The 25,586-nt window shown below is 72.0% G+C and carries 23 protein-coding genes and 1 pseudogene; 19 read left to right on the forward strand and 5 right to left on the reverse strand.

The annotated features are described in order from the left end of the window. Positions 1-10: 10 nt before the first annotated feature. Entirely contained in the window at positions 11-1,174 is a 1,164-nt protein-coding gene (locus P8A20_RS28110; protein WP_306104456.1) for a DUF7847 domain-containing protein, read from the reverse strand. 170 nt (positions 1,175-1,344) lie between these two features. Between P8A20_RS28110 and P8A20_RS28115 the strand changes: the two genes are divergently transcribed. From P8A20_RS28115 to dapD, 3 genes are all read left to right on the forward strand, one after another. Beyond that, positions 1,345-1,665 carry a DMT family transporter gene (locus P8A20_RS28115; RefSeq protein WP_147962870.1) on the forward strand — a complete coding sequence of 107 codons (321 nt, stop codon included), beginning with the start codon at positions 1,345-1,347 and terminating at the stop codon, positions 1,663-1,665. After that, positions 1,665-2,213, forward strand: coding sequence for a TetR/AcrR family transcriptional regulator (locus P8A20_RS28120; RefSeq protein ID WP_306104457.1), 549 nt, complete (start codon positions 1,665-1,667; stop codon positions 2,211-2,213). Before P8A20_RS28115 ends, P8A20_RS28120 begins: the two co-directional genes overlap by 1 nt. A gap of 150 nt (positions 2,214-2,363) precedes the next feature. Next, on the forward strand, positions 2,364-3,362 hold the full coding sequence (dapD, locus tag P8A20_RS28125) for a 2,3,4,5-tetrahydropyridine-2,6-dicarboxylate N-succinyltransferase (protein WP_147962868.1): 999 nt from the start codon (positions 2,364-2,366) through the stop codon (positions 3,360-3,362). On the opposite strand, the gene dapA is transcribed toward dapD, so the two are convergent. Beyond that, positions 3,359-4,246 carry a 4-hydroxy-tetrahydrodipicolinate synthase gene (dapA, locus tag P8A20_RS28130; protein WP_147962867.1) on the reverse strand — a complete coding sequence of 296 codons (888 nt, stop codon included), beginning with the start codon at positions 4,244-4,246 and terminating at the stop codon, positions 3,359-3,361. The two genes, dapD and dapA, sit on opposite strands and share 4 nt — an antisense overlap. A 142-nt stretch (positions 4,247-4,388) precedes the next feature. Here dapA and P8A20_RS28135 point away from each other — a divergent pair, with 142 nt between their 5' ends. From P8A20_RS28135 to P8A20_RS28160, 6 genes are all read left to right on the forward strand, one after another. Next, positions 4,389-5,003, forward strand: coding sequence for a DUF4232 domain-containing protein (locus P8A20_RS28135; RefSeq protein ID WP_306104458.1), 615 nt, complete (start codon positions 4,389-4,391; stop codon positions 5,001-5,003). Positions 5,004-5,086: 83 nt separating this feature from the next. Beyond that, positions 5,087-5,797, forward strand: a complete 711-nt coding sequence (locus P8A20_RS28140; protein WP_147962865.1) for an antibiotic biosynthesis monooxygenase — start codon at positions 5,087-5,089, stop codon at positions 5,795-5,797. Positions 5,798-5,910: 113 nt separating this feature from the next. Continuing rightward, complete coding sequence (locus P8A20_RS28145) at positions 5,911-7,377, forward strand: hypothetical protein (RefSeq protein WP_306104459.1); 1,467 nt, start codon at positions 5,911-5,913, stop codon at positions 7,375-7,377. Between the two features lie 239 nt (positions 7,378-7,616). Further along, the gene (locus P8A20_RS28150) at positions 7,617-9,086 is read left to right on the forward strand and encodes an alkaline phosphatase PhoX (protein ID WP_306105209.1); all 1,470 of its coding nucleotides are present in this window, start codon (positions 7,617-7,619) and stop codon (positions 9,084-9,086) included. A 334-nt stretch (positions 9,087-9,420) separates the two neighbouring features. Beyond that, positions 9,421-11,001, forward strand: a complete 1,581-nt coding sequence (locus P8A20_RS28155; RefSeq protein WP_306104460.1) for a TROVE domain-containing protein — start codon at positions 9,421-9,423, stop codon at positions 10,999-11,001. 79 nt (positions 11,002-11,080) lie between these two features. After that, positions 11,081-11,311: a hypothetical protein gene (locus tag P8A20_RS28160; RefSeq protein WP_147962862.1), complete on the forward strand. Its 231-nt coding sequence runs from the start codon at positions 11,081-11,083 to the stop codon at positions 11,309-11,311. A gap of 107 nt (positions 11,312-11,418) precedes the next feature. On the opposite strand, the gene P8A20_RS28165 is transcribed toward P8A20_RS28160, so the two are convergent. The 3 genes from P8A20_RS28165 to P8A20_RS28175 form a co-directional block, all read right to left on the reverse strand. Continuing rightward, positions 11,419-12,633, reverse strand: a complete 1,215-nt coding sequence (locus tag P8A20_RS28165; RefSeq protein WP_306104461.1) for a TerD family protein — start codon at positions 12,631-12,633, stop codon at positions 11,419-11,421. A 64-nt stretch (positions 12,634-12,697) separates the two neighbouring features. Further along, on the reverse strand, positions 12,698-12,931 hold the full coding sequence (locus P8A20_RS28170; RefSeq protein ID WP_014156928.1) for a hypothetical protein: 234 nt from the start codon (positions 12,929-12,931) through the stop codon (positions 12,698-12,700). A gap of 68 nt (positions 12,932-12,999) precedes the next feature. Continuing rightward, entirely contained in the window at positions 13,000-13,809 is an 810-nt protein-coding gene (locus P8A20_RS28175; RefSeq protein WP_306104462.1) for an NAD-dependent epimerase/dehydratase family protein, read from the reverse strand. A gap of 344 nt (positions 13,810-14,153) precedes the next feature. Here P8A20_RS28175 and P8A20_RS28180 point away from each other — a divergent pair, with 344 nt between their 5' ends. The 10 genes and pseudogenes from P8A20_RS28180 (at position 14,154) to P8A20_RS28225 (ending at position 25,463) form a co-directional block, all read left to right on the forward strand. Then, a complete protein-coding gene (locus P8A20_RS28180; RefSeq protein WP_147962860.1) occupies positions 14,154-15,113 on the forward strand; it encodes a 5-dehydro-4-deoxyglucarate dehydratase in 960 nt (319 codons plus the stop codon). Next, complete coding sequence (locus P8A20_RS28185; protein ID WP_147962859.1) at positions 15,110-16,294, forward strand: hypothetical protein; 1,185 nt, start codon at positions 15,110-15,112, stop codon at positions 16,292-16,294. The genes P8A20_RS28180 and P8A20_RS28185 overlap by 4 nt, the downstream gene beginning before the upstream one ends. A 232-nt stretch (positions 16,295-16,526) precedes the next feature. Beyond that, positions 16,527-17,183 (forward strand): GntR family transcriptional regulator, encoded by a 657-nt coding sequence (locus P8A20_RS28190; RefSeq protein ID WP_147962858.1) that lies wholly within the window; start codon positions 16,527-16,529, stop codon positions 17,181-17,183. Positions 17,184-17,230: 47 nt separating this feature from the next. After that, positions 17,231-18,133 (forward strand): dihydrodipicolinate synthase family protein, encoded by a 903-nt coding sequence (locus tag P8A20_RS28195; RefSeq protein WP_147964050.1) that lies wholly within the window; start codon positions 17,231-17,233, stop codon positions 18,131-18,133. Beyond that, positions 18,130-19,875 carry an L-arabinonate dehydratase gene (gene araD, locus P8A20_RS28200; protein WP_147962857.1) on the forward strand — a complete coding sequence of 582 codons (1,746 nt, stop codon included), beginning with the start codon at positions 18,130-18,132 and terminating at the stop codon, positions 19,873-19,875. The genes P8A20_RS28195 and araD overlap by 4 nt, the downstream gene beginning before the upstream one ends. 125 nt (positions 19,876-20,000) lie before the next feature. Continuing rightward, positions 20,001-20,938, forward strand: a pseudogene (locus P8A20_RS28205) (carbohydrate ABC transporter permease). Further along, complete coding sequence (locus P8A20_RS28210) at positions 20,935-21,852, forward strand: carbohydrate ABC transporter permease (protein WP_147962856.1); 918 nt, start codon at positions 20,935-20,937, stop codon at positions 21,850-21,852. The pseudogene P8A20_RS28205 and the gene P8A20_RS28210 overlap by 4 nt, the downstream one beginning before the upstream one ends. A gap of 73 nt (positions 21,853-21,925) precedes the next feature. Continuing rightward, positions 21,926-23,098: a Gfo/Idh/MocA family protein gene (locus P8A20_RS28215; protein ID WP_147962855.1), complete on the forward strand. Its 1,173-nt coding sequence runs from the start codon at positions 21,926-21,928 to the stop codon at positions 23,096-23,098. Continuing rightward, positions 23,095-23,919 carry a DUF6807 domain-containing protein gene (locus P8A20_RS28220; RefSeq protein WP_147962854.1) on the forward strand — a complete coding sequence of 275 codons (825 nt, stop codon included), beginning with the start codon at positions 23,095-23,097 and terminating at the stop codon, positions 23,917-23,919. The genes P8A20_RS28215 and P8A20_RS28220 overlap by 4 nt, the downstream gene beginning before the upstream one ends. Beyond that, a complete protein-coding gene (locus P8A20_RS28225; RefSeq protein WP_147962853.1) occupies positions 23,916-25,463 on the forward strand; it encodes a glycoside hydrolase family 43 protein in 1,548 nt (515 codons plus the stop codon). Before P8A20_RS28220 ends, P8A20_RS28225 begins: the two co-directional genes overlap by 4 nt. Positions 25,464-25,586: the final 123 nt, after the last annotated feature.

Genomic DNA, 25,586 nt, shown 5'->3' on the forward strand with positions numbered 1-25,586 from the left:
GGGCGGCGGGTCACCACTGCGGTGTCCCGCCTCCGGGCGGCGGTGGGACGGGCCCCTGCTGGGGGAAGCCCTGCGGCGGTACGCCCGCGGCCTCGGCCAGCACCGGGCCGAGGTTCTCCGTCCGGATCCGCCGGTCGACGTAGAGCAGGCCGGTCACCAGCTGCGGGAACGTCGTGGAGATGACCTGGCTCACCGTCATCCCCAGCAGGGTCGCGACCAGATAGCCGCTCATCGCCACCACCACCGCCGCGGTGCTCGGGTCCTCGTCCAGCGACGCGGTCCCGATCATGCCCGGGAACAGGCCGAGGAACGAGAACGGGATCTGGACGATGTAGCCGGCCACGGCGGCCATCAGCCCGGCCAGCAGGGTGATGCCGAAGATCCGCCACCAGTCGCCCTTCACCAGCTGGCTGGAGCGGCGCAGCGCGGCGACGGGACCCTGGCCCTCGAAGACCACGGCCGCCGGCGCCAGGCAGACCTTGATCCAGAGCCAGACCGCCAGCGGTCCGGTCGCCAGGGCGCCGATGAGGCCCAGTGACAGGGCGATGGCGGCGCCGCCCCCGCTGTCCATGGCGAGGACACTGATGATCAGCCCGAAGAAGGCGGTCATGACGAGCAGGACGGGCACGAGCGCCACGAGGGACGTGAGGATCAGGGCGCCGATCACGGGGGCGACACGGGACCAGGCCTTGCGCCACACCGCCGCGAAGGCGACCGGCCTGCCGAGGACCGCCTCCTGCAGCACCGCGGGGACCGCCGCGTACATCAGCCCTGAGACGACGGAGATGGTGACGATGCCCACCAGTCCGAGGACGATGCCGGCTGTCACGAGCGGAACGACGTCCGTGGACGAGGCCGTCTCGTCGTAGTCGAGGGCCACCACCCGGTCCAGGTGGTCGGAGACGGCGGAGTAGGCGACGGCCACCGCCGCCGCCATCAGCAGCGTGGCGCCGCCGTAGAGCGCCGCGGCCATGCCGAACAGCTGCTTCCAGTACCTGCCCATCGTCGAGAACGCCCCGCCCAGCACGTCCCCGAGCCCCAGCGGGGCGAGCGGTATCACCCCCGGCTTCGGCGGCGGCACCCAGCCGCCCCACCCCGGTGGCCCCCCGAAGGGGTAACCGCCGTACGACGCGCCCCCGTAGGCGCCCCCGCCCCACCCTGCGTCCTGCGCCACCACTGCTCCGTTTGTTCGTATCGTCCGGTCGTCATCAGGTCGTACCGGTGCGGACACCGTAGCGTCCCGGGGTGCCGGTGATCCCCGGCCGGTCCTGGCGTGACAGGGCCGGGACATGGGCCTGCGCGTGTTGTGTACGGCCGTACACAACGTTGTGTACGCTTGTACGCATGGGATACGGACTGCTGGCCGCGGCCATCGCGGCGGAGGTGACCGCGACGACGGCCATGAAGTACAGCGAGGGGTTCACCCGGCTGTGGCCCTCGCTCGTCACGGTCGTGGGCTACGTGCTGGCGTTCGCGCTGCTCGCCCAGACCCTGAAGACGCTGTCGATCGGCACCGCCTATGCCATCTGGGCGGGCGTGGGCACCGCCGCCGTCGCCGCCATCGGGGTCCTCTGGATGGGCGAATCCGCCGGCCTCGCCAAGCTGGCCGGCATCGCGCTGATCATCGCCGGGGTCGTGGTCCTCAATCTCGGAGGGGCCCACTGATGGCCCGGCGCCACGACCCCGAGCGGCGCGAGCGCATCATCGAGGCGGCCATCCGCGTCGTCGGCGCCAAGGGCATCGCGGGCCTCAGCCACCGCACGGTGGCCGCCGAGGCGGACGTGCCGCTCGGCTCGACGACGTACCACTTCGCCTCCCTCGACGAGCTGTTGGTGGCCGCGCTCCGGCGGTGCAACGAGAACTTCGCCCGGATGGTCCGGGAGGGGGGCAGTCTCGCCGACCCCGCGGTCCCGCTCGCCGACGCGCTGACCCGGCTGCTGGGGGAGTGGTTCTCGGGAGGGCGCGGGCCGATGGAGCTGGAGTACGAGCTGTATCTCGCGGCGCTGCGGCGGCCCGCCCTGCGGCCGGTGGCGGGCGAGTGGGCCGACGCGCTGGTCGAGCCGATCGCCCACCGCACCGACCTGGCCACCGCGCGGGCGCTCACGGCCCTGCTGGACGGGATCTGCCTCCAGGCGCTCCTCACCGGGGGCGAGTTCGACCCCGAGTACACCAGGGAGATGCTGGCGAGGGTCGCCGAGGGGGCGGCCGGCTGAGAGCACGCGCGGTCCGGAACGCGTGAACGTCCCGTGGGCCGACGGCGACGGGCCCCCGGGTGACCACCGATCCGGCGGGAGACGGACGGACACGCTCCGGCACCTGAGACCGGTTCGCCCGCGCGGGGCTCGGACGGTTAGGTTCTGTGCATGACCGACACGACTTCCCAGGGCTCCGCCCGTACCACCGGCGCCGTCGCCGCCGGCCTCGCCACCATCGCCGGTGACGGCACCGTCCTCGACACCTGGTTCCCCGCCCCCGAGCTCACCGCCGAGCCCGGGCCCGCGGGCACGCAGCGCCTGACCCCCGACGAGGCGGTGAACCGTCTCGGTGAGGGCGCGGCCAAGGCCATCGGTGTGGACGCGCGCCGTGGTGTGGAGATCGTCGCCGTGTCCACGGTCATCTCCTCGCTGGACGACAAGCCGCTCGACGCGCACGACACCTACCTGCGGCTGCACCTGCTCTCGCACCGCCTCGTCCAGCCCCACGGGCAGAACCTCGACGGCATCTTCGGGTTCCTCGCCAACGTCGCCTGGACGTCGCTGGGTCCGGTGGCCGTGGACGACCTGGAGAAGGTCCGGCTGAACGCCCGCGCCGAGGGCCTGCACCTCCAGGTCACCTCCGTGGACAAGTTCCCCCGGATGACGGACTACGTCGCGCCCAAGGGCGTCCGGATCGCCGACGCCGACCGGGTCAGGCTCGGGGCACACCTCGCCTCCGGCACGACCGTGATGCACGAGGGCTTCGTCAACTTCAACGCGGGCACCCTCGGCACCTCCATGGTCGAGGGCCGCATCTCCGCGGGCGTCGTCATCGGCGACGGGTCCGACATCGGCGGCGGCGCCTCCACCATGGGCACGCTGTCCGGCGGCGGCAAGGAGCGCATCTCCATCGGGCAGCGCTGCCTGATCGGCGCGGAGGCGGGCATCGGGATCGCGCTCGGCGACGAGTGCGTCGTCGAGGCCGGTCTGTACGTCACGGCCGGTACCCGGGTCACGATGCCGGACGGGCAGGTCGTCAAGGCCCGCGAGCTCTCCGGTGCCTCGAACATCCTCTTCCGCCGCAACTCGGTCACCGGCGCCGTCGAGGCCCGCCCGAACAACGCGGTGTGGGACGGGCTCAACGACGTCCTGCACAGCAACGACTAGTCGGCAGCGGCGAGGAGTTCCTCGTACAGCCCACGCAGCCCGGCGGCCGCCTCGCGGCCGGCGGGCTGCAGCGGTTCGCGGACGGGCCCCGCGTCCAGCAGCGCCTTCGCCGTGACCGTGCCCGGCAGGCCGGCGGCCATCATGGCCTCGACCAGAGGGGCGACCAGCCCGTTGAGACGGGCCGCCTCCGCGGTGTCACCGGCGTCGAACGCGTCCAGCACGGCCCGCATCTGACGGGGGACCGCGTTGGCGACCGTACTGACGTAGCCGGCACCGCCGATCGCGTACAGCGGGAGGTTCAGTTCCTCGCAGCCCGAGTAGTACGCCAGCGAGGTCCGCGCCATCACCCCGGTCGCCGCGAGGAGGTCGTACGAACAGTCCTTGACCGCGAGGACGCGCGGGTGTTCCGCCAGTCGCAGCAGCGTCGCGGGTTCGATGCGCGTGCCGGTGCGGCCCGGGATGTCGTACAGCATCAGCCCGATGCCCGTCGCCTCCGCGACCTTGAGGAAGTGCGCCTCCACGGCGGCCTGCGGCGGACGGCTGTAGTACGGGGTCACCACCAGCAGGCCGTCCGCGCCCGCCGCCTCGGCCTCCCGCGCGAGCCGGACCGTGTGCCGGGTGTCGGAGCTCCCCACTCCCGCGATCAGCGGGACCGAGCCCCCGACCGCCTCCCGGACCGCCCTCAGCAGCGCGGTCTTCTCCTCGTCGGTCGTGGTCGGCGACTCGCCGGTGGTGCCGCTGAGCACGAGGCCGTCGCAGCCGTCCGCGACGAGGGAGGCGGCATGGCGGCGGGCGGCGTCCAGGTCCAGGCCGCCCGTGGCGGTGAACGGCGTGATCATGGCGCAGAGGGCGCGGCCGAAGGGCCCGGCGGTGTGGGAAGTCATGTGCGCAGTCTCCGTGCCCGGTCCGTGCGGGTCCACTTAGATCTGCTTGGGGTGAGGGGCAAGGGATGCTGAACGGTGAAAGCGCTGTCCGGCATGATCGAACAAAGTGGCGACGGACCGTTCCAGGGGTGGGGCACACGGAATGCGCGTACGGAAGACGATCTCGGTGGCCGTGCTCATGGCGGCCGCGCCGGCACTGTCCGGCTGCGCCGGATTCCTCGTCCCGGCGGGTGAGGGAGAGCCGGGCCCGGAACCGAGCCGCGCTGCCGTGGAGCGGCCGGCCGACCCCGGTCCCGCCCCGGCCCGGGGCGCGCCGAGCCCCTCCCCGTCGGCCGTCGGCTGCCCGGCGTCCGGTGCGGTCGTGGACATGGGCCCCGTCGAGACGGCGATGTTCCACCGGGCCGTCACGCTCACGCTCACCAACTGCGGGCAGCGGCCGTACCGTGTGCGCGGATACCCGTCGGTCCGGGCGCTGGGCGACGACGGTGAGCGCATCCCCGTCCCCGTCAACGCGGGAGGATCGATGTTCGGCGACGACGAGGGGCCCGAGGAGGTCGTGCTCCGACCCGGCGGGCAGGTCACATCGGTACTGGCCTGGGTCTCCACCCAGGAGGGCGGCGACCTCATCGAGGGCGACGCCCTGGAGATCGCGGCCGCGCCGGATTCCGGGGCGCGGGTCTTCCCGCTGGAGCAACACGACCTCCGCCTGATGGACGAGCTGAACACGACGGCCTGGCGGACGGACACGGCGGGCTGAACGCCCTTGACCTCAAGCGCGCTTGACGTACGAGGGTGGTGATCGCGGGGCGCCGCAGGGGCGCGCCCGGAGAGGACCACGCCATGCCGTCCGTACAGTTCACCTCCCGTCCCGACCTGACCCGTCCGGACACCGGTGTCGTCAAGGTCAGTACGTGGGACACCGGTACCCCCGAGCGGCAGGCGCGCACGGTCGAAGCCGTCCGCGCGGCCTGGGGCAGCCGTGAGTGGCCGCACCCCGGCCTCCTCTCGTACACCGTCCACACCGGGGAGGACGGAAGGACGCTCCTCCACCACTCGCAGTGGACCGGGGAGGATGCCTACCAGGACTTCGCGCGCGGCGGCCGCGACGAGCGCAACGCCGAGATCGACGCGGCCGTTCCAGGTGTCGAACGGCTGGGAATCGCCACCTTCGAGCCGTACCGCTCCGGGTTCGCGGAGGGTGACGTCCGCGAGCCGGGCTGCGTCGTGACCGTGGACATCCGCTTCGTCGGGCCGGACCCGCAACGTCAACGGGAGTGGGTGGACTCGGTGTTCGAGGCCATCGACAGCGATCCGGCGCTCGCGCCCGGCGGCATCTCGGCCCACTTCCACCTCGGCACGGACGGCACACGCGTGCTCAACTACGCGGAGTGGGAGACCGCACGGGCGCACGCCGACGCCCTTGCCGCGCCCGGAGGGAGCGTCGGATCACCGACACCCCAGTGGGACAGGGTCCGCAACCACCCCGGTCTGGCGAGCAGTACCGTGCGCCGCTGGACGCCCGTCCTCAGCATCGCCGCGGAGCTCGGGTAGAACCGGGCGGCACGGGACGAAATGCGTCTACGCTGGAGCCGCGGCCGATGACCCGTACACAGAGGGCCGGCCCGTCGCACACAGCCCGCGCATGCCCCGAGGAGAACCCCCTGATGTCCGCAGAGCGCCCCTCCCTGCCGCCGGTGCGGCTGCACACCGAGGCCGAGCTGGCACGGGACGCGCTGGCCGCTCCGCTGCTCGCCCGGGCCGTCCGCCTCGCCCGCTGGGCCGGTCCCGCGACCCGGGTGGGCGCCGGTGGCGAGCTCGTCGAGGCGCAGCTGCCCGCAGCCGCCGAGCACCTGGGCCTCGGCGACGACGAGGACGGCGCGGCGTACGCCAGCGAGGCATGGCGCCTCGCCGTCGACACGGGGCTCCTCGACGTCGAGGACCCGGAGGACGAGGAGGCGGAGGGCGACGCCGAGGGCACCGTGACGGTCGGCGAGAACCTGGGCCTGCTGACCTCGGGATCGCCGCAGGACGTCCTCGCGATCTGGCTCGACGGCCTGGAGGCCGTGCACGCGGACGCCACCGCCCCGGCCTTCGACGACTTCGCCGACCTCATCGGTGAGGACGGCAGCGTCGACTTCGACGCCCTGGACTGGGACCCGGAGGAGGAGGCCGAGTTCCTCGACGGAGTGCTCGGCAACCTCTATCTGCTGACGCTCTCGGAGGCCGGCCCCGCGGACGCCCCGGTGCCGCTGCCCGCCCTCGCCGCGTCCATGGTGGTGCCCGAGGACATGGGCGAGCCCACGGACGACGTCCTTGAACAGGTGTCCGAGGTCATGATGAGGCTGGACGACCAGTTCCGGGTCCTCGCCCCCATCGGGATCGTCGATTACCGGCCGGTGGACGAGGCGTTGCTGACCGAGGAGGGCGAGGAGGCGACACCGCCCGCCGACGACGAGGACGTCACCCGCTACGGCATGGTGAAGCTGACACCGCTCGGTCTCTACGGCATCCGGGAACGGATGCTGGAGGCCGGCGTGGACGCCCCCGCCGTCGGTGACCTCGCGGACAAGGGCGCCGACGTCCTCCTCGACGGCATCGCGTACTACCCCGAGGAGGCCGCGCGCACCGAGGTCGGCCTCTGGCTCGGCCGGCGCGGGGCGGAAGGGGCGGAGACCGCCGCCGCGGAACTCCTGGCCGCGGCGCGCGGAGCCGACGAGCGCGCCCCGCTCCGCAGGCTCCACTGCCAGCAGGCCCTCGCGCTGGTCGGGCCGGAGGCCGAGCCCGCCGTACGCGCCGTGCTCGCCGACCCCGAACTCGGCGGACTGGCGCGGGTCTGGCTCGCGGAGCGCGGCGCGGCGGACGTACCGGCGCCCCCGGAGTCGATGATCTTCTGGCTCGCCGTCGACACGATCGCCGCCCAGCTGGACTCCGACGGCGACCTGGACGAGCTCCAGGAGCTCGTCGAGGGGCTCTCCGGCCGGCACAGCGGCTTCTTCGACCAGGCTTGGAGGGTCGAGCACCCCGCGACGGCGGAGGTGCTGGAGGCCGTGGGGCGGCTGCACCGGGACCGGAAGATCGCGAAGGACGCCCGCAAGGCCGCGTTCAAGGCCCGCTCGCGCGCGAAGAGCTGAACCCGAGGCGTTCACGGGCCGGCTGATCCGGGCCTGGAGGTGTGAGCGCGCTCCGGGCAGAAGGATTTCGGCCAGGACGTCCGGCACCGGCCACGCCCCGTGTCCCGATTCGTCCCCGAACGCGGCACGGTTTGATGTGCAGGCCCGCTCGACGTCGTACGTCGTTCAACTCCTGTTGGTGCGGGGGAGGGAGCGTGATCGCGCCAACCCACCCGGCCACGCACCAGCAGGAGTCCGCGATGTCGATCACGCGCAGGGAATTCAGCAGACAGTCCGCCCTCACCGGCGCCGGCATAGCCCTGACCGGTGCCGTCGGCACCCTGGCCACGGCTCCCGGCGCCCTGGCGGCCGAGGACGCGCGACACGGCCACGGCCACGGACACGACGACGACAAGGGGCACGGGCACGGCAAGGAGCTGGGCTACGGCCCGCTGCTCCCCGACCCGAAGGGCATCCTCGCGCTGCCCGCCGGATTCTCGTACCGCGTCCTCACCCACAGCGGTGTCACCAAGCTGGAGACGGGCGAGCCGACCCCCTCCAACCATGACGGCACCGCCGCCTTCGAAGGGGCCCGCGGAGTCACCCTGCTGGTCAACAACCACGAGCTGAGCGGCACCCGGGCCGGCTGGGAGCACCCCGTCCCGCTCACCGACGGCCTCGTCTACGACCCGGTCGCCGCAGGCGGCTGCACCGTCGTGGAGACCCGCCGCGACGGCCGCACCGCCGAGTGGGTCGGCATCGCGGGCACGTCGACCAACTGCGCGGGCGGCAGCACCGAGTGGGGCACCTGGCTCACCTGTGAGGAGACCGAGGACAAGGCCGGCAAGAACGGCCTCCTCAAGGACCACGGCTACGTCTTCGAGGTCGACCCGTACGACAAGCGCGCCAACCGCGACCCGCGCCCGATCAAGGCGTTCGGCCGGTACGCCCACGAGGCCGTCGTCATCGACCCGAAGCACGGCCACGCCTATCTGACCGAGGACGCGTCCGGCCCCAACGGCCTGCTCTACCGCTGGGTCCCGCCGCACGGCTTCAAGCACGGCCGCGGCAAGCTGCGCACCCTCGCCGACGACGCCGGTGTCCTCCAGGCCACCAAGTGCTTCGACAGGAAGGGCGCGTTCGTCGACGACCTGTCGCGCGCCACGGAGATCGGCACCGTCTACGGCGTGGACTGGGTCGACGTACCCGACCGCGACGCGAAGACGGTCTCCGTCCGCAAGCAGTTCACCGAAGGACAGGTCACCCGGGCCCGCAAGCTCGAGGGGATGTGGTGGGGCGACGGCGGCGCCTACATCGTCTCCTCCTTCGCGCGCGGCGAGAGCCCGGTCGCGCACGACGGCCAGGTCTGGTTCTACGACCCCAAGCGCCGCACGCTGACCCTGAAGGTGCTCCTCGGCGTCAACGCCGACCCCTCCCAGGACGGCGCCTTCGACGGCCCGGACAACATCACCGTGTCCCCCTACGGCGGTCTGGTCATCGCCGAGGACGGGGACGGCATCCAGCACCTCTTCGGCGCGACCGACAGCGGCCGCACCTACCCGATCGCGCGCAACGAACTGAACGGCGGCACGGAGGAGGACCCCTCCTACAGCGAATTCACCGGGGTCACCTTCTCGCCCGACGGGAAGACGCTGTTCGCCAACATCCAGACCCCGGGCATCATGCTCGCCATCACGGGCCCGTGGAAGCGCCAGCCGCACAAGCACTGACCTCCGTACGCGCGGCGCGGGCGGGAAAATCCCTCGCGCGCCGCGCGGCCGTCCTCCTAGAGTCATGGCCATGCACCTCCCGGTGCGAAGGCAGCGGCTACTTCCTTTCCCGAAATACGCCGCAGCCGTCCTGATCTCGGGAGGCACATGCGCCGGGGTGCCCGGTGCGCAGGCGACGGATACTTCTTTGATTCGAGTGTTGCGGGTTCGAGTCCCGCCCGGCCACGGCCGGTAGCTCAATCGGGTAGAGCATCGGAATAGCACCGCCGCCGACTCCTGATCTCGGGCACCCCTCCTCCGTTGTGCCCTCTCCCACGAATTCGGGGGAATTCACATGGCACGCTTCAACACCCGGCTCACCCAGCCCCTTATCACCTCGCCCGTGACGTCGACCGGGCACACCGCCCGCAACCACCAGGGCGCCACGGGGCATCTCCGCGACAGCCGCTCCGAGCTCTTCCTGCTCGCGGTCGCCAACTTCGTGTCGCAGGAAAGCTTCCACGAGGACGGGGAGGAGCGCGACACGCGCTACGCGACGCTGGTGCGCTCGCTCGCCGTCGAGGACCCGGAGTGGACGGCCGGGCTGCTGCGCTGGCTGCGCCGCGAGGGGCAGATGCGCACCGCGTCGCTGGTCGGCGCCGCCGAGTACGTGAAGGCGCGGCTCGACGCGGGCGCGGTGGACGGCCCGTCCAACAGACAGGTCGTGGACTCCGTGCTGCTGCGCGCGGACGAGCCCGGTGAGCTGCTCGGGTACTGGACCTCGCGGTACGGCCGCGCCGTGCCCAAGCCCGTCAAGCGCGGGATCGCCGACGCGGTGCGCCGGCTCTGGAACGGCAAGGCGCTGCTGAAGTACGACACCGCGTCCAGGGGCTACCGTTTCGGTGACGTACTCAACCTGGTGCACGCCACGCCGGACCCCGCCAAGCCCTGTCAGGGCGATCTGTTCCGGTACGCGCTGGACCGCAGGCACCACCCCGAGAGCGCGGAGGCGCCCGAGTCGAACCGCACGCTGACCGCCCACCGGGCACTCATGGCGGTGCCGGCCGCCGAGCGGCGCCCGGTGATCACCGGGCCCGGGGGTGCGGAGCGGCTGGCCGGGGCGGGCATGACCTGGGAGGCGCTGGCCGGCTGGCTGCAGGGGCCGATGGACGCCGCGGCCTGGGAGGCCGTGATCCCGTCCATGGGGGTGATGGCGCTCGTGCGCAACCTGCGCAACTTCGACGAGGCGGGGGTCCCGGACGGGACCGCGGCGCGAGTGGCGGCGCGGATCAGCGACCCGGAGGCCGTGGCCTCCTCGCGTCAGTTCCCCTTCCGCTACCTCGCGGCGTACCGGCACGCGCCGTCGCTGCGGTGGGCCTATCCGCTGGAGCAGGCGCTCGGACACTCCCTGGCGAACGTCCCGGCGCTGCCCGGCCGCACCCTGATCCTGGTGGACCGCTCGGGGTCGATGTGGTCGCCGCTCTCCGACCGCTCCCTGCTGAACCGGGCCGACGCGGCGGCCGTCTTCGGTACGTCGCTGGCGCTGCGGGCCGCGGACGCGGACCTGGTGGAGTTCGGCACGACCAGCTCGGCGGTCGCGTACCGCAGGGGCGAGTCCGTGCTGAGGATCCTGGACCGGTTCGGCAATCTGGGCGGCACGAACACCGTACAGGCGGTGCGCAAGCACTACCGCGCGCACGACCGGGTACTGATCGTCACCGACGAACAGGCGTCGTTCACCTACTACGGCGACGCCACCGAGGGGATACCGCCGACCGTGCCCGTCTACACCTGGAACCTCGCCGGCCACCGGGTCGGGCACGCGCCGTCCGGGAGCGAGAACCGCCACACCTTCGGGGGACTTTCCGACGCGGCGTTCCGCATGGTGCCCCTGCTGGAAGCGGGCAGGAGCGCGGACTGGCCATGGAACCGCTGATTACGAATGCGGCACTACTGACCGCTCCGGAGCGGTCGGGCATGGCGTCCGGCGCTTACAGGGCGCATACTCGACCGTAATGAAACAGTCAGCCGGTTCCCGGCGTCACCTGCCTTCCAGTCCCTTCAACCGCCCGGCCCAGGCGGCCCCACCGGTCGAGTGCTTCGATGTGGGCGACAGGGTGTCGCACGACCAGTTCGGACTCGGACGGGTCCTTGCCGTCGAGGGCGACAACGACGCAGTACTCATCGACTTCTCCGGTCGACAGGGGAGGATCCTGAATCCGTACTCGAAGCTGACCAAGCTCTGAGGGAGCGCACGAGCACGCTAAGCGTCCCACCGGAGACTCTCCGGATCCGGGGCACCTGAAGGGAGACCCTCAGGTGCCCCGGAAGCCGTTCCGGGGCCCGGTGGGCGCTACAGCGCCTTCGCGGCGGGCTTGACCATGCCGCGGACGGTCCGGGACTTCACGAACTCACCCACGGCCGTCATCTCCCACTCGCCGGAGAACTGCTTGATCAGCTTGGCCATCATCACGCCGGTCTGCGGCTCCGCCCCGGTCAGGTCGAAGCGGACCAGTTCCTCCCCGGTGGCCGCGTCGATGAGGCGGCAGTACGCCTTGGCGACCTCGGTGAACTTCTGCCCGGTGAACGAGTTGACCGTGAAGACCAGTCCGGTCGCCTCGGCGGGGATCCGGCCGAGGTCGACGACGATCACCTCGTCGTCCCCCGCGCCCTCGCCGGTGAGGTTGTCGCCGGAGTGCTTGATCGCGCCGTTCAGGATGGAGAGCTTGCCGAAGTAGCAGCTGTCCAGGTGGCTGCGGTCGGGGCCGAAGGCGATCACCGACGCGTCGAGGTCGATGTCCTTGCCGCGGAACGCGGGCTCCCAGCCGAGACCCATCTTGACCTGCGAGAGCAGCGGCTTGCCGCCCTTGACCAGGGAGACCGTCTGGTTCTTCTGGAGGCTGATCCGGCCCTTGTCGAGGTTGATCTTGCCGGAGCCGGCGGGCGGTGCCGGCGGTGCCGCGGGGGCCGGGGGAGCGATCCTGGGGTCCACGGGAGCGGCCGCCGGCGCCGGGGGAGCGGCGGGCGGGGCGACGGGCGCGGCCGGGACGGGCGCAGCCGCGGCGGGCTCTTCCACCGAGACGCCGAAGTCCGTGGCGATCCCGGCCAGGCCGTTCGCGTAGCCCTGGCCGACGGCGCGGGCCTTCCAGGCGCCGTTGCGCAGGTAGATCTCGATGACCACCAGTGCCGTCTCGCCGCCCAGCTGCGGCGGGGTGAAGGTGGCGAGCGCGCTGCCGTCGTCCGCGTTGCGCACGGTGGCGGTGGGCTCGACGCCCTGGAAGGTCTGGCCCGCGGCGTCCGGGCTCGCCGTGACCACGATCTTCTCGATGCCCGGGGGGACCGCCGTGGTGTCCACCACGATCGCGTCGGGCGCGGACCCGCCGCCCGAGCGGTAGGTCACGCCGGGGCCCGAGGGCTGGTTGTAGAAGATGAAGTCGTCGTCGGAGCGCACCTTGCCGTCGGCGGTGAGCAGCAGGCCCGAGACGTCGAGCCGCACCGGGGCGGCGACGTCCACCGCCACGCGGGCGGCGGAGAGAGGGATGTTCGAGCCGGGGGTCATTGCGGTCATGCACGGGGTAACGAACGACCCGGCTTTGCCGTTCCCTTACCTTCGACGGCTTGCTCCGTACGGCTCAGCGCCCGCCGCGCGCCCGGTTGCGGGGGTGTTCGCGGGCGGTGCGCTCGTTGCCGTGCCGGTAGGCGCCGGTCCAGCGGGCCATGACGAGCTGGGCGTCGCCGGACACCACCTCCGCCAGGAACTTCTCCGCCCGGCCGCCGCGCAGGGTGCCCGCGGGGCGGCCGTGGTGGGTGACGGTGACGCTCGCGTCGCCGTGCTGCTCGTACTGGAATCCGGAGGGTTTCGGCATGGCCGTATGGTGCCCGCCCCCGGGGCGTCGCGTCGCGCGAATTACCGGGCGGGACCCGGCACGGGCCGTCAGTGGGGCCAGATCGGCGGGTCCGTGACGAAGTGGCCGCCGAGGTGGGCGTGGTCGGGGTTCTCCGGGTCCAGCTCGCCGTGCTCGGCGACGAGCTTGTCCGCGTACTGCTCGGAGTCGTCCTGCGGGTCGTAGCCGAGGGAGCGGGCCGACGTCAGGTCCCACCACAGGCGGGTGTTGTCGGACGAGCCGTAGACCACGGTGTGCCGCACGTCCTCGGCGGTGAGGGCCGCGTGGAAGAGGCGCGCTCCGTCGCCGGGGCTCATCCAGACGGACAGCATCCGCACGGAGGTCGGCTCCATGAAGCAGGAGCCGATGCGCACGGAGACGGTCTCCACGCCGTGCTTGTCCCAGTAGAACTGGGCGAGGTCCTCGCCGAAGGACTTCGACAGGCCGTAGAAGGTGTCGGGACGGTGGGGGACGTCGACGGGGATCAGCGGGTCACCGGCGAGCGGGCGGGGGGTGTAGCCGATGGCGTGGTTGGAGGAGGCGAACACGATCCGCCCGACGCCCTCCTGGCGTGCCGCCTCGTAGAGGTTGTACGTGCCCTCGATGTTGGAGCGCAGAATCTTGTCGAAGGAGGCTTCGAGGGAGATGCCCGCAAGGTGGATCACCGCGTCGACACCCCGTACGGCCTCCCGCAGCGCGGCCTTGTCGCCGAGGTCGGCGGTGATCGCGTCCGGCTCGCCCTCGATGGGGGTGACGTCGAAGAGCCGGAGGTCGTGACCGTACGCGGGAAGCAGTCCGCGCATCAGGGTGCCCAGGCCGCCGGCGGCGCCGGTGAGAAGGACGGTACGGGGAGCTGGCATACGTGGATCTCCTCGATGCGGGCACAGGGCGCAGGGCGCGGCGTGCGCGGACGGTGCGGGGCTGGGCTGCGTGTGGCCTGACGTACGGACAGTGAGGTGCGCGTGGCACGCGGATGTCACGCGACCGCCCGAGATGCGTCCAACTCGTGGACGGCATTCACATGCGTGGACACGCTAAGAAGTGGTGGCGGACCACGTCAAGTGTCGCTCCATGTCAGCCGGTTTGGTCCGGGGTTGGGTGTACGTGTCTTGACCGGCGCCGCGCGACTGGCTTAGCGTGGCGGCGTTCAGAAATATGGACACCGATCATAATTGTGCACGCTGGATCTGCTCAGGGAGCGCCCGTGACCTCAGCCCCCCTTGCCGCCCGACTCACCGACGTCGCCGGGCCGCTCTTCTTCCCCGTCACCGCCTACGGGCCGGACGGCGCCGTCGCCCTCGACGCCTTCCGCGCGCACGTGCGCAAGGGTGTCGACGCCGGTGCCGCGGCCGTCTTCGCCTGCTGCGGCACCGGCGAGTTCCACGCGCTGGACCCCGAGGAGTACCGGCTCGTCGTCCGGGCGGCCGTCGAGGAGGCCGCCGGCCGGGTGCCCGTCGTCGCCGGTGCCGGCTACGGCACGGCGCTCGCGATCCGGTACGCGAAGCTCGCCGAGGAGGCGGGGGCGGACGGGCTCCTCGCCATGCCGCCCTACCTCGTCGTCGCCGGCCAGGAGGGGCTGCTGGCCCACTACGCCGCCCTCGCCGCCGCCACCTCCCTGGAGACGGTCGTCTACCAGCGGGACAACGCCGTCTTCACCCCGGAGACCGTCGTCGCCCTGGCCCGGACACCCGGGATCATCGGACTCAAGGACGGCCTCGGCGACCTCGACCTGATGCAGCGCATCGTCAGCGCCGTGCGCGGCGCGCTGCCCGGCGGGGACTTCCTGTACTTCAACGGGCTTCCCACGGCTGAGCTCACCGGGCTCGCCTACCGGGGCATCGGCGTGACGCTCTACTCCTCCGCCGTCTTCGCCTTCGCCCCCGACATCGCCCTGGCCTTCTACCGGGCGCTGGAGTCCGGCGACGACGACCTGGCCAACGCGCTGCTCGACCACTTCTACCGACCGCTCGTCGAACTGCGGGCCAAGGGCCACGGGTACGCCGTGTCGCTCGTGAAGGCGGCAGTCCGCCTGGAGGGGCTGGAGGTCGGGCCGGTGCGCACCCCGCTCACCGAGCCCCCGGCGGAGCACGTCGAGGAGCTCGTCTCGATCATCGCGAGCGGCCGTGCGGTGCTGGACAAGCACCACGTGGGGGAGGGCAAGTGAGAGCCTCCGCCTTCCTGTACCCCTGGGACGTCGTGGGGGACCCGGACGCCGCGGCCCGGCTCGCGGACACCGGGGTCGAGCAGGTGACGCTCGCCTCCGCCTACCACTCCACCCGGGCGCTGACCCCGCGCCATCCCGGCCGCCGGATCGTCACCGCGGAACACGCCGCGGTGCTCTACCCGCCCGAGGCCACGCGCTGGGCGGGCAGAGGGCTGCGCCCCTACGCGCAGTCCTGGGTGGCGGGGGACGACCCGTACGCCGAGGCGGCCGAGGCCCTGGCGGGCGCGGGCCTCCAGGTGCACTCCTGGGTGGTCCTCGCGCACAACTCCCGTATGGGCGCGGAGCATCCGGAGACCTCCGTCGTCAACGCCTACGGAGACCGCTACCCATGGGCGCCGTGCATCGCCCGGCCGGCCGTCCGGGAGTATTTGGTGGACCTGGCGGCGGAGGCCGCCGTGCGCCCCGGGACGTACGGCACCGAGCTGGAGTCGTGCGGCTGGTACGGCTTCGCCCATCTGCACGCCCACGACAAGACCTCCGGGGTCGCCCTCGGGGACGCGGCGCAGTATCTGATGTCCCTCTGCTTCTGCGCCGACTGCCGGGCCGGCTACGACTCGACAGGGCTCGCCGCCGAGGAGTTGCGCGCCGCCGTGCGCCGTGCGCTGGAGCCGGTCTGGTCCGGCTCCGGCTCCGGTGAGCAGGGCTGGGCGGGGGTGGAGGAGCTGCTCGGCGCCGGGCTCGCCGAGGCCACCCTGCGGTGGCGCCGACAGGTCGCCCGAGGGCTCCAGGAGGCCGCTGTCGCCGCCGTGCGGGCCGCGGCGCCGGGCCCGGACTTCGAGGTCCTGCTGCACGCCGACCCCGCCTCCTACCGCACCGGTGCCAACGTGGGGACGGACCCCGCCCACATCATGTCCACGGCCGACGGCGTGGTGCTGCCCTGCACCGGCGGGGACGCGGCCCGCGAGGCGGTGCTCGGGCCGTTCACCGGCCTCCCCGGCGTGCTGGCCGCGAACCTCAACGTGGTGAGCGGCATGGGCGGCAGCCCCGGCACGCTGGAGCGGGACGCCGCGCACGCGGCCTCGCTCGGTGCGAACCAGCTGCGTCTCTATCACGCGGGCCTGGCCTCCGGGCCCGACCTGAGTGCCGTCACGAAGGCTCTCTCCGCGGTCCGCGGCGGCTGATCCCCGGCCTCGCCCACCCACGAAGCGCAGGTCCCCGGCCATGGGCCGGGGGCCTGCGCCCGCTGCGTCCGGGGTGCCCCGCCCCGCCCGCCGGGGCCGGCCGGCCCGACGTTCGCCGAACTTCTTTTGCCAGAAGCGTTGACGAAACATTCCCACCGCTCTAGCTTCATCGCGTCGTACTTCGTACGTCATATATGAGACGCGATACGCGAGATGCGAGAGCTCTTCACCCATGACCTTTGCGCCTGCCCCGATTCCGTCCAGGACCCAGTACGTGCTGGAGGCGATCAAGCACGCCATCCTCACCGCACAGCTGAAGCCAGGCCAGGCACTCGTGGAGACCGAGCTCGCCGCCCAGTTCGGGGTGTCGAAGACGCCCGTACGTGAGGCGCTGAAGACGCTCGCGGGCACCGGGCTCGTGGTCATGAGCCAGTACAAGGGCGCCACCGTGCGGCTCGTCGACGCGACCATGGCCCGGGAGGTGTACGACGTGCGCCTGCTCCTGGAGCCGGAGGCGCTGCGCCGCTCCATCACCCGCAAGGTCTCGCTGGAGGCGGCCCAGGAAGCCCTGGAGCGTGCCGACTCGGCGATCGACAAGGCGGACAGGTCGCTGGCCAACCGGGACTTCCACCGGGCGCTGTACCTGCCCTGCGGCAACCCGCTGCTCGCCCGGATGCTCGACGAGATCCGCGACCAGGCCGCACTCGTGTCGACCGTGGCCTGGTCGGCGATCCCGTCCTGGGAGCGTGAGGCGGCCGAGCACCGGGAGATCCTGCGGCTCGCCCTCGCCGACGACGCCACGGCCGCCACCGCGGCCCTGCACGACCACATCGCATCGTTCGTGCGCCGCGCCTTCCCCGACGACGAAGACGGGGGTGACGCGGCGTGAACCCGCTGGACGTGACTCACCAGCACCTCGACGAAAGGCTGGTCCGCATGGACCTCTCCCCGCTGAAGGCGGCCCTCGCAGACGTTGTGGCGATCCCGGTGACCCCGTTCGCCGAGGACGGGAGCATCGACGTCCCGTCGCACCAGGCCCTGCTGCGACGGATGCTCGACGGCGGCGTCCGCATCGTCACCCCGAACGGCAACACCGGGGAGTTCTACGCGCTCACCCCCGACGAGCGGCGCACCGTCACCGAGCTGACCGTCGAGCAGGCCCGCGGCCGTGCCACCGTCCTGGTGGGGGTCGGCCACGACGTGCCGACCGCCGTGGCCGCCGCCGAGCACGCCAGGGAGACCGGCGCCGAGATGGTGATGGTGCACCAGCCGGTGCACCCCTACGTCTCGCAGGAAGGCTGGGTCGACTACCACCGGGCCATCGCCCGGGCCGTTCCCGAGCTCGGAGTCGTCCCGTACGTCCGCAACCCGCTGCTTGCCGGTGAGTGCCTCGCCGAGCTCGCCGACAGCTGCCCCAACGTCATCGGCGTGAAGTACGCCGTGCCGGACGCGGCCCGCTTCGGCGCGTTCGCGCGGGACGCCGGCCTGGAGAGGTTCGTGTGGGTCGCCGGACTCGCCGAGCTCTACGCACCCTCCTACTTCGCCACCGGCGCCACCGGATTCACCTCCGGACTCGTCAACGTCGCCCCCGGCGTCTCGCTCGCCATGCTGGAGGCCCTGCGGGCGGGCGACTACCTCGCGGCGATGAAGGTCTGGGAGCAGATCCGCCGCTTCGAGGACCTGCGCGCCGACCGGCAGTCCGCCAACAACGTGACGGTCGTCAAGGAGGCCCTGGCCTCGCTCGGGCTCTGCCGCCGCGACGTGCGCGCGCCGAGCAGAGAGCTTCCCGAGGAGCAGCGTGCCGAGGTCGCCGGTCTGGTCGCCGGGTGGTCGATATGAGCGCCGCCGGCACGCAAGGCCGCCGCGTCGCCCCCGAGGAGCTGCGCAGCCACCAGTGGTGGGGCACGGACGGGCTCCGCTCGTTCAGCCACCGCGCCCGCACCCGGCAGCTCGGCTACCTCCCCGAGGAGCACCTGGGCAAGCCGGTCGTCGCGATCCTCAACACCTGGTCCGACATCAACCCCTGCCACGTCCATCTGCGCGAGCGCGCGCAGGCGGTCAAGCGGGGTGTCTGGCAGGCGGGCGGCTTCCCGCTGGAGTTCCCGGTCTCCACGCTCTCGGAGACCTTCCAGAAGCCCACCCCGATGCTCTACCGCAACATGCTGGCGATGGAGACGGAGGAGCTGCTGCGCTCCTACCCCGTCGACGGTGCCGTGCTGCTCGGCGGCTGCGACAAGTCGACGCCCGCCCTCCTGATGGGCGCCGCCTCCGTCGACCTGCCGACGGTCTTCGTGCCCGCCGGACCGATGCTGCCGGGCCACTGGCGCAACGAGGTCCTGGGCTCCGGCACGGACATGTGGAAGTACTGGGACGACAAGCGGGCCGGCCTGATCGGCGACTGCGAGATGGCCGAACTGGAGAACGGGCTCGCCCGCTCACCGGGCCACTGCATGACGATGGGCACCGCCTCGACCCTGACGGCCGCGGCCGAGGCGCTCGGCGTCACGGTGCCGGGCGCGTCCTCCATCCCGGCCGTGGACTCCGGTCACGACCGCATGGCCGCGCAGTCCGGGATCCGGATCGTCGAACTGGTGTGGCAGCAGCTGAAGCTGTCGCAGATCCTCACAGCGGACGCCTACGAGGACGCGGTCGCCACCGTCCTCGCGCTCGGCGGCTCCACCAACGCCGTCATCCACCTGATCGCGATGGCGGGCCGCTCCGGGGTGAAGCTCACCCTGGACGACTTCGACCGCATCGCCCGCACCGTGCCCGTCCTCGCCAACCTCCGCCCCGGCGGGAAGTACCTGATGGAGGACTTCCACTTCGCCGGCGGGCTGCCCGGCTTCCTGGCGCGGCTCACCGACGTACTCCACCTGGACCGCCCCACCGTCACGCACGACACCCTGCGCGAACAGCTCGACGGGGCGCTCGTCCACGACACCGACGTCATCCGGGAGCGCGACAACCCGCTGGCCGAGGAGGGCGGCGTCGCGGTCCTGCGCGGCAACCTCTGCCCGGACGGCGCCGTGATCAAGCACATCGCCGCCGAACCGCACCTGCTGCGCCACACCGGCCCCGCCGTCGTCTTCGACGACTACAAGGAGATGCAGCGCACCATCAACGACCCGGCCCTGGCCCTCACCCCGGACCATGTGCTGGTGCTCCGCAACGCCGGCCCCAAGGGCGGCCCCGGCATGCCCGAGTACGGCATGCTGCCCATCCCCGACTACCTGCTGAAGCAGGGTGTGCGCGACATGGTGCGGATCTCCGACGCCCGGATGAGCGGCACCAGTTACGGGGCCTGCGTCCTGCACGTCGCGCCCGAGTCCTTCGTCGGCGGGCCGCTCGCACTGGTCCGCACCGGTGACCGGATCACGCTGGACGTCGAGGCGCGGCTGCTCCACCTCGACGTGTCCGACGAGGAGCTGGAGCTGCGAAGGTCCGAGTGGACCGAGCCGCCCGCCCGCTACGGGCGCGGCTACGGCGCGCTCTACCAGGACCAGATCACCCAGGCCGACACCGGCTGCGACTTCACGTTCCTCGCCCGCCAGGGAGAGGTGCCCGACCCGTACGCGGGCTGACCCCCGGGCGAAAAGTATTCAGCGAACCGCCTCGTCCGGAATACCGAACGGCATGCGGTAAGCGCTTGCACCATGCACCGAAAGAACGGCACATCCAGCACTTTTCCAGAGAACGGAGACGCGTCATGGCCCAATCCGCAGCCGTGGCCACACCGCCCCCCAAGGGCAAGGCGTCCAAGCGCCGCTCGGCCACCCCCCGCCGCCTGCCGTATCTGCTGATCGCGCCCGCGGGCCTGCTGATGCTGGGCTTCATCGCCTATCCGGTGGTCAGCGTCTTCTACTACAGCCTGCAGAACTACAACGTCACCAAGCCGTGGCGGAACGGCTTCGCGGGCCTGGACAACTTCACCCGGATCTTCACCGAGGACGAGCAGTTCTGGCCGACGCTCGGCTTCAGCGCCCAGTGGGTCTTCACCCAGGTGACCCTCCAGCTCGCGCTCGGCCTGGCCCTCGCCCTGATCGTCAACCAGACCTTCGTCGGCCGCGGCATATCCCGCGCCATGGTCTTCTCGCCCTGGGCCGTCTCCGGCGTGCTGACCAGCACCATCTGGATCCTGCTCTACAACTCCTCGACCGGCTTCAGCCGCTACCTCGCGGACGCCGGGATCGGTGAGTACGGCACCTCGGTGCTCTCCGACACGGGCACCGTCTTCTGGGCGGCGACCGTCTCCGAACTCTGGCGCGGAGTCCCCTTCTTCGCGATCCTCATCCTCGCCGACCTCCAGTCCGTCTCCAAGGAGCTGTACGAGGCGGCCTCGGTGGACGGCGCCTGGCGCTGCGGCAGTTCTTCCACATCACGCTCCCGCACCTGCGCGACGCGATCATCCTGGCCACCCTGCTGCGCGGGGTCTGGGAGTTCAACAACGTCGACCTGCTCTACACCCTCACCGGCGGCGGACCCGCGGGCGAGACGACCACACTCCCGCTCTACGTCGCCAACACAGGCATCGAGGGCCACGACTTCGGATACGCGTCCGCGCTCACCACCGTCGCCTTCGTGATCCTCCTCTTCTGCTCGATCGTCTATCTGCGCCTGAGCAAGTTCGGAGGCGACAACAAGTGACTGCCGCACTCGTGGAGAAGAAGGACGCCCGCACGCCGGGCCCGTCCCGGGGCAACGCCGCCCCGCCGCCCTCCTCGCACCGCCGCGTCAAGCGCGAGCGTGCCTTCGACGACGTACCGCGCTGGCAGATCTACGTGCCGCTCGGCATCTACCTGCTCTTCACGCTCATCCCGTTCTACTGGATGCTCCTCTTCGCCGTACGGCCCGCCGGCTCCACCTCGCTGGTGCCCTGGCCGATGACGGGGGATCACTTCTCCAAGGTCTGGAACGAGCGCAGCTTCGCCCTCTTCTTCCAGAACAGCATGATCGTGGGCGTCGCGACGCTGATCGCCACGACCCTGGTCGCGCTGGCCGGCGGCTACGCGCTGGCCCGGTTCGACTTCAAGATCAAGGGCGCCTTCATGCTGGCGCTGCTCTGCTCGCAGTTCATCCCGGGCGCCCTGATGCTCGTGCCGCTCTTCGAGATCTTCAAGAACCTCCAGATGATCAACTCCCTGGGGAGCGTCGTCATCGCGGAGACCGTCTTCCAGCTGCCGCTGTCGATCATCCTGATCAGCGGATTCATCAAGAACGTGCCGGTCTCCCTGGAGGAGGCCGCCTGGGTGGACGGCTGCTCGCGCTTCAAGGCCTTCTGCGCCGTCGTCCTGCCGCTGCTGCGCCCCGGACTCATCGCGGTCGGCTCGTTCGCCTTCGTCCACAGCTGGAACCACTTCCTCTTCGCGCTGATGTTCCTCAGCGAGCAGGACAAGCAGACGATCCCGGTCGGCCTCAACACCCTGATCGGCGCCGACAGCGTCGACCTCGGGGCACTGGCCGCGGGCGGTGTGATCGCCGCCGTGCCCGTGGTGATCGTCTTCGCCTTCATCCAGAAGTGGCTCATCACCGGCTTCAGCGCCGGCGCCGTGAAGGGATGACGGACATGACCCGGAAGCTGCGCCCCCGCGCCGCCGACGTCGCCCGCGTGGCCGGGACGGGGAGGGCCGGCCGATGAGCGCGACCACCCCCGTACCCCTCGTCCTGGCCGGAGCCCGCGGCCACGGCCGCTGGCACCTCGCCAACATCCGGCGGCTCCAGCACCAGGGCCTGGTGCGGCTGGCCGGGATCTGCGAACTCACCCCGCTGACCGACGACGAACTCGACATGTTCGCCGGGGAGATGCCCGAGCAGTCCTCCGACTTCGGGGCACTCCTGGACTCCACCGGAGCCCGCGTCGCCGTCGTCTGCACCCCCATCCCGACGCACACCGCACTGGCCCTGACGGCGGCGTCCCGTGGCGTCCACCTGCTCCTGGAGAAGCCGCCCGCAGCCACCTGGGCCGACTACGCCCGTATGGCGGAAGGAGTGCGCGAGGCGGGCATCGCCTGCCAGATCGGCTTCCAGTCGTTCGGCTCGCACGCCGTGCCGGCCGTCAAGGAGCTCGTGCGCGACGGGGCGATCGGCACCCTCCGGGGCATCGGCGCGGCCGGTGCCTGGGTCCGCGACGACGCCTACTTCCGGCGGGCGCCCTGGGCCGGACGCCGCAGGATGAACGGGACCGACGTGGTCGACGGGGTGCTCACCAACCCCCTCGCGCACGCCGTGGCCACCGCACTCGAACTCGCCGGCCGGGGAACGGCCGAGGACGTGAAGTCCATCGAGACCGAGCTGTTCAGGGCCCACGACATCGAGTCCGACGACACCAGCTGCGTCCGGATCACCACCACCGACGGGATGCCGGTGACCGTCGCCGTCACCCTCTGCGCCGAGGAGGCCGGCGAGCCGTACGTCGTCGTCCACGGCGACCGCGGCCGCATCACCTTCTGGTACAAGCAGGACCGGGTCCTCGTCCAGCGCGCCGGACACGGACCGGAGGAGGCCGTGCACGGCCGGACCGACCTCCTGGAGAACCTCGTCGCCCACCTGGAGCACGGCACCGCGCTCCTCGTGCCGCCGGAGCGCACCGGCGCGTTCATGCGGGTCCTGGAAGCCGTACGCACGGCCCCCGAGCCGACCGCGCTGCCGCCCACCGCCTGGCACACCAGGCCCGCGGACAAGGGCGACGGAGTACGGCGCGTCGTGCACGGCATCGACGGCACCGTCGCCGCCGCCGCGGACACCCTCACCCTCTTCTCCGAACTAGGCGCCTCCTGGGCGCGCCCCAGCGAGGTGAGCACACCATGACCACCGCACTCCTCAGCTGCGCCGGACGCCCCGTCGGCCGCTACGGCTACCGGCCCGGGTCCGACAGCCGGCCCTATCTGCACCCCGTCACCACCCTCGCCGGCACACCCGTCACCGAGGAACGCCCGGCCGACCACCTCCACCACCTGGGCGCCTCCGTCGCGGTGCCCGACGTCGCCGGACACAACTTCTGGGGCGGGCGCACCTACGTCCGCGACCAGGGCCCCACCGAGCTCGACAACCACGGCACGCAGCGCCACCTCGGCTGGAAGCTGCGCGACCCGGACGGCTTCGTGGAGGAACTCAGCTGGGAGGCCGACGGCACCGAGCTGCTGCGCGAACACCGCACCGTCGCCGCCACCGCACTCTCCGGCACCGCCTGGGCGCTGGACTTCTCCTTCTCCCTGACCAACCGCGGCCGCACGGACCTCTCCATCGGCAGCCCCGCCACCAACGGCCGCCCCGGCGCCGGCTACGGCGGCTTCTTCTGGCGCGCACCCAAGGAGGCGGCGCCGCCCGCCGTGTTCAGCGGAACGCTCGACGGCGAGGAGGCCGTGCACGGCAGGGCCGCCGACTGGCTCGCCCTCGCCGGGAACGGCTGGACACTCGTCTTCGCCGGCGCGACCGACGAGACCCGGCGCGACCCCTGGTTCGTACGGACCACCGAGTACCCGGGGGTCGGCTCCTCCCTCGCCGCCGAGAGCCGGCTCCCCGTCGCCGCCGGGGCCACGGTCGTGCGCCGGGTCGTCACCGTCGTCGCCGACGGGCGCCTCGACCGGGATGCCGCGGCGGCCCACGTCCGCAAGGCGGTCGCCGCATGACGACGCCCTGGAGAGCCGACCTCGGGGACGGCACCTACCGCAACCCCGTCCTGAACTCCGACTGGTCCGACCCGGACGTCGTCCGCGTCGGGGACGACCACTACCTGACCGCGTCCAGCTTCGGCCGCGCCCCCGGACTGCCCCTGCTGCACTCCCGCGACCTCGTCAACTGGACCCTCGTCGGCCACGCCCTCGAACGGCCGGGACCGGACGCCGACTTCGCGGTGCCCCGTCACGACTGCGGGGTATGGGCCCCCTCGCTGCGCCACCACGCCGGCCGCTTCTGGATCTTCTGGGGCGACCCCGACCACGGCATCCAGCAGATCAACGCCGAGGACATCCGCGGCCCCTGGAGCGCGCCGCACCTCGTGAAGGCGGGCAAGGGCCTGATCGACGCCTGCCCCCTGTGGGACGAGGAGACCGGCGAGGCCTATCTGGTGCACGCCTGGGCCAAGTCGCGCTCCGGCATCAAGAACAGGCTCACCGGCCACCGGATGAGCCCCGACGGACGCGAGCTGCTCGACGAGGGCACGACCCTCGTCGACGCCGACACGATCCCGGGCTGGTTCACCCTGGAGGGCCCCAAGCTCTACCGGCACGACGGCTGGTTCTGGATCTTCGCCCCCGCCGGGGGAGTGGAGACCGGCTGGCAAGGTGCCTTCCGCTCACGGACGTTCGAAGGTCCCTACGAGGAGCGGGTCGTCCTCGCCCAGGGCAGCACCGACGTCAACGGCCCCCACCAGGGCGGCTGGGTCCGCACCGCCGCGGGTGAGGACTGGTTCCTGCACTTCCAGGCACGCGGGGCGTACGGCCGCGTGGTGCACCTCCAGCCGATGCGCTGGGAGGGGGGCTGGCCGGTCATCGGCGACGAGGGCGAGCCCGTCCCCGGGCACCGGCTCCCCACGGCTCCCGAGCAGACCGCCGGGGCACCGGCCTCCGCCGACGACTTCCCCGGCGGCCGTCACGGCCGCCAGTGGCAGTGGACGGCCAACCCGCGGACCGGCTGGACGATCGGGCACGCGGGCGACGGGCTGCGCCTCAGCTGCGTACGGACCGCGTACGCCCACGACCTGCGCGCCCTGCCCAACGTCCTGGTGCAACGCCTGCCCGCCGAGGAGTTCACCGTCGAGGTGGGCATCACGCTGGACACCGCCGAACCGGGGGCCAAGGCCGGCCTCGCCGTGCTCGGCGACGCCTTCTCGTGGATCGGTCTGGAGGCCGGCGACGACGGCGAGGCCAGGCTCGTGCACCGGTACGCCGAGTCCGTCGCCGAGCACGAGCGGGACGCCGAACACCCCCGCCCCGCACCCGGGGCGTCCGTCCGTGTCCGGATCGAGGTCACCCGCGGCGCCCGCTGCCGCTTCTCCGCCGACACCGGCGACGGGACCGGCTTCCGGCCGTCCGGCCAGGTGTTCGCCGCCACCCCCTGGCGCTGGGTCGGCGCGCTGCTCGGCCTCTTCGCCACCGCCCCGGCCGGCGACGGACCCTCCGGAACAGCCGGCTTCACCGCTTTCCGCACCACCGGAAGACCTCGCACCGTCTGACCCCGCACCGCTGTATGGGAGCCGCAATGACGCACCTCCGTACCGAGCGCACCAGATCGAGAACGCTGTTCACGGCCCACTCACCGCCGTCTTTGTCATGCCCGCCGCATCGTCGGGCGGCGG

The organism is Streptomyces sp. Alt3 (assembly GCF_030719215.1).
Classification (GTDB): domain Bacteria; phylum Actinomycetota; class Actinomycetes; order Streptomycetales; family Streptomycetaceae; genus Streptomyces; species Streptomyces glycanivorans.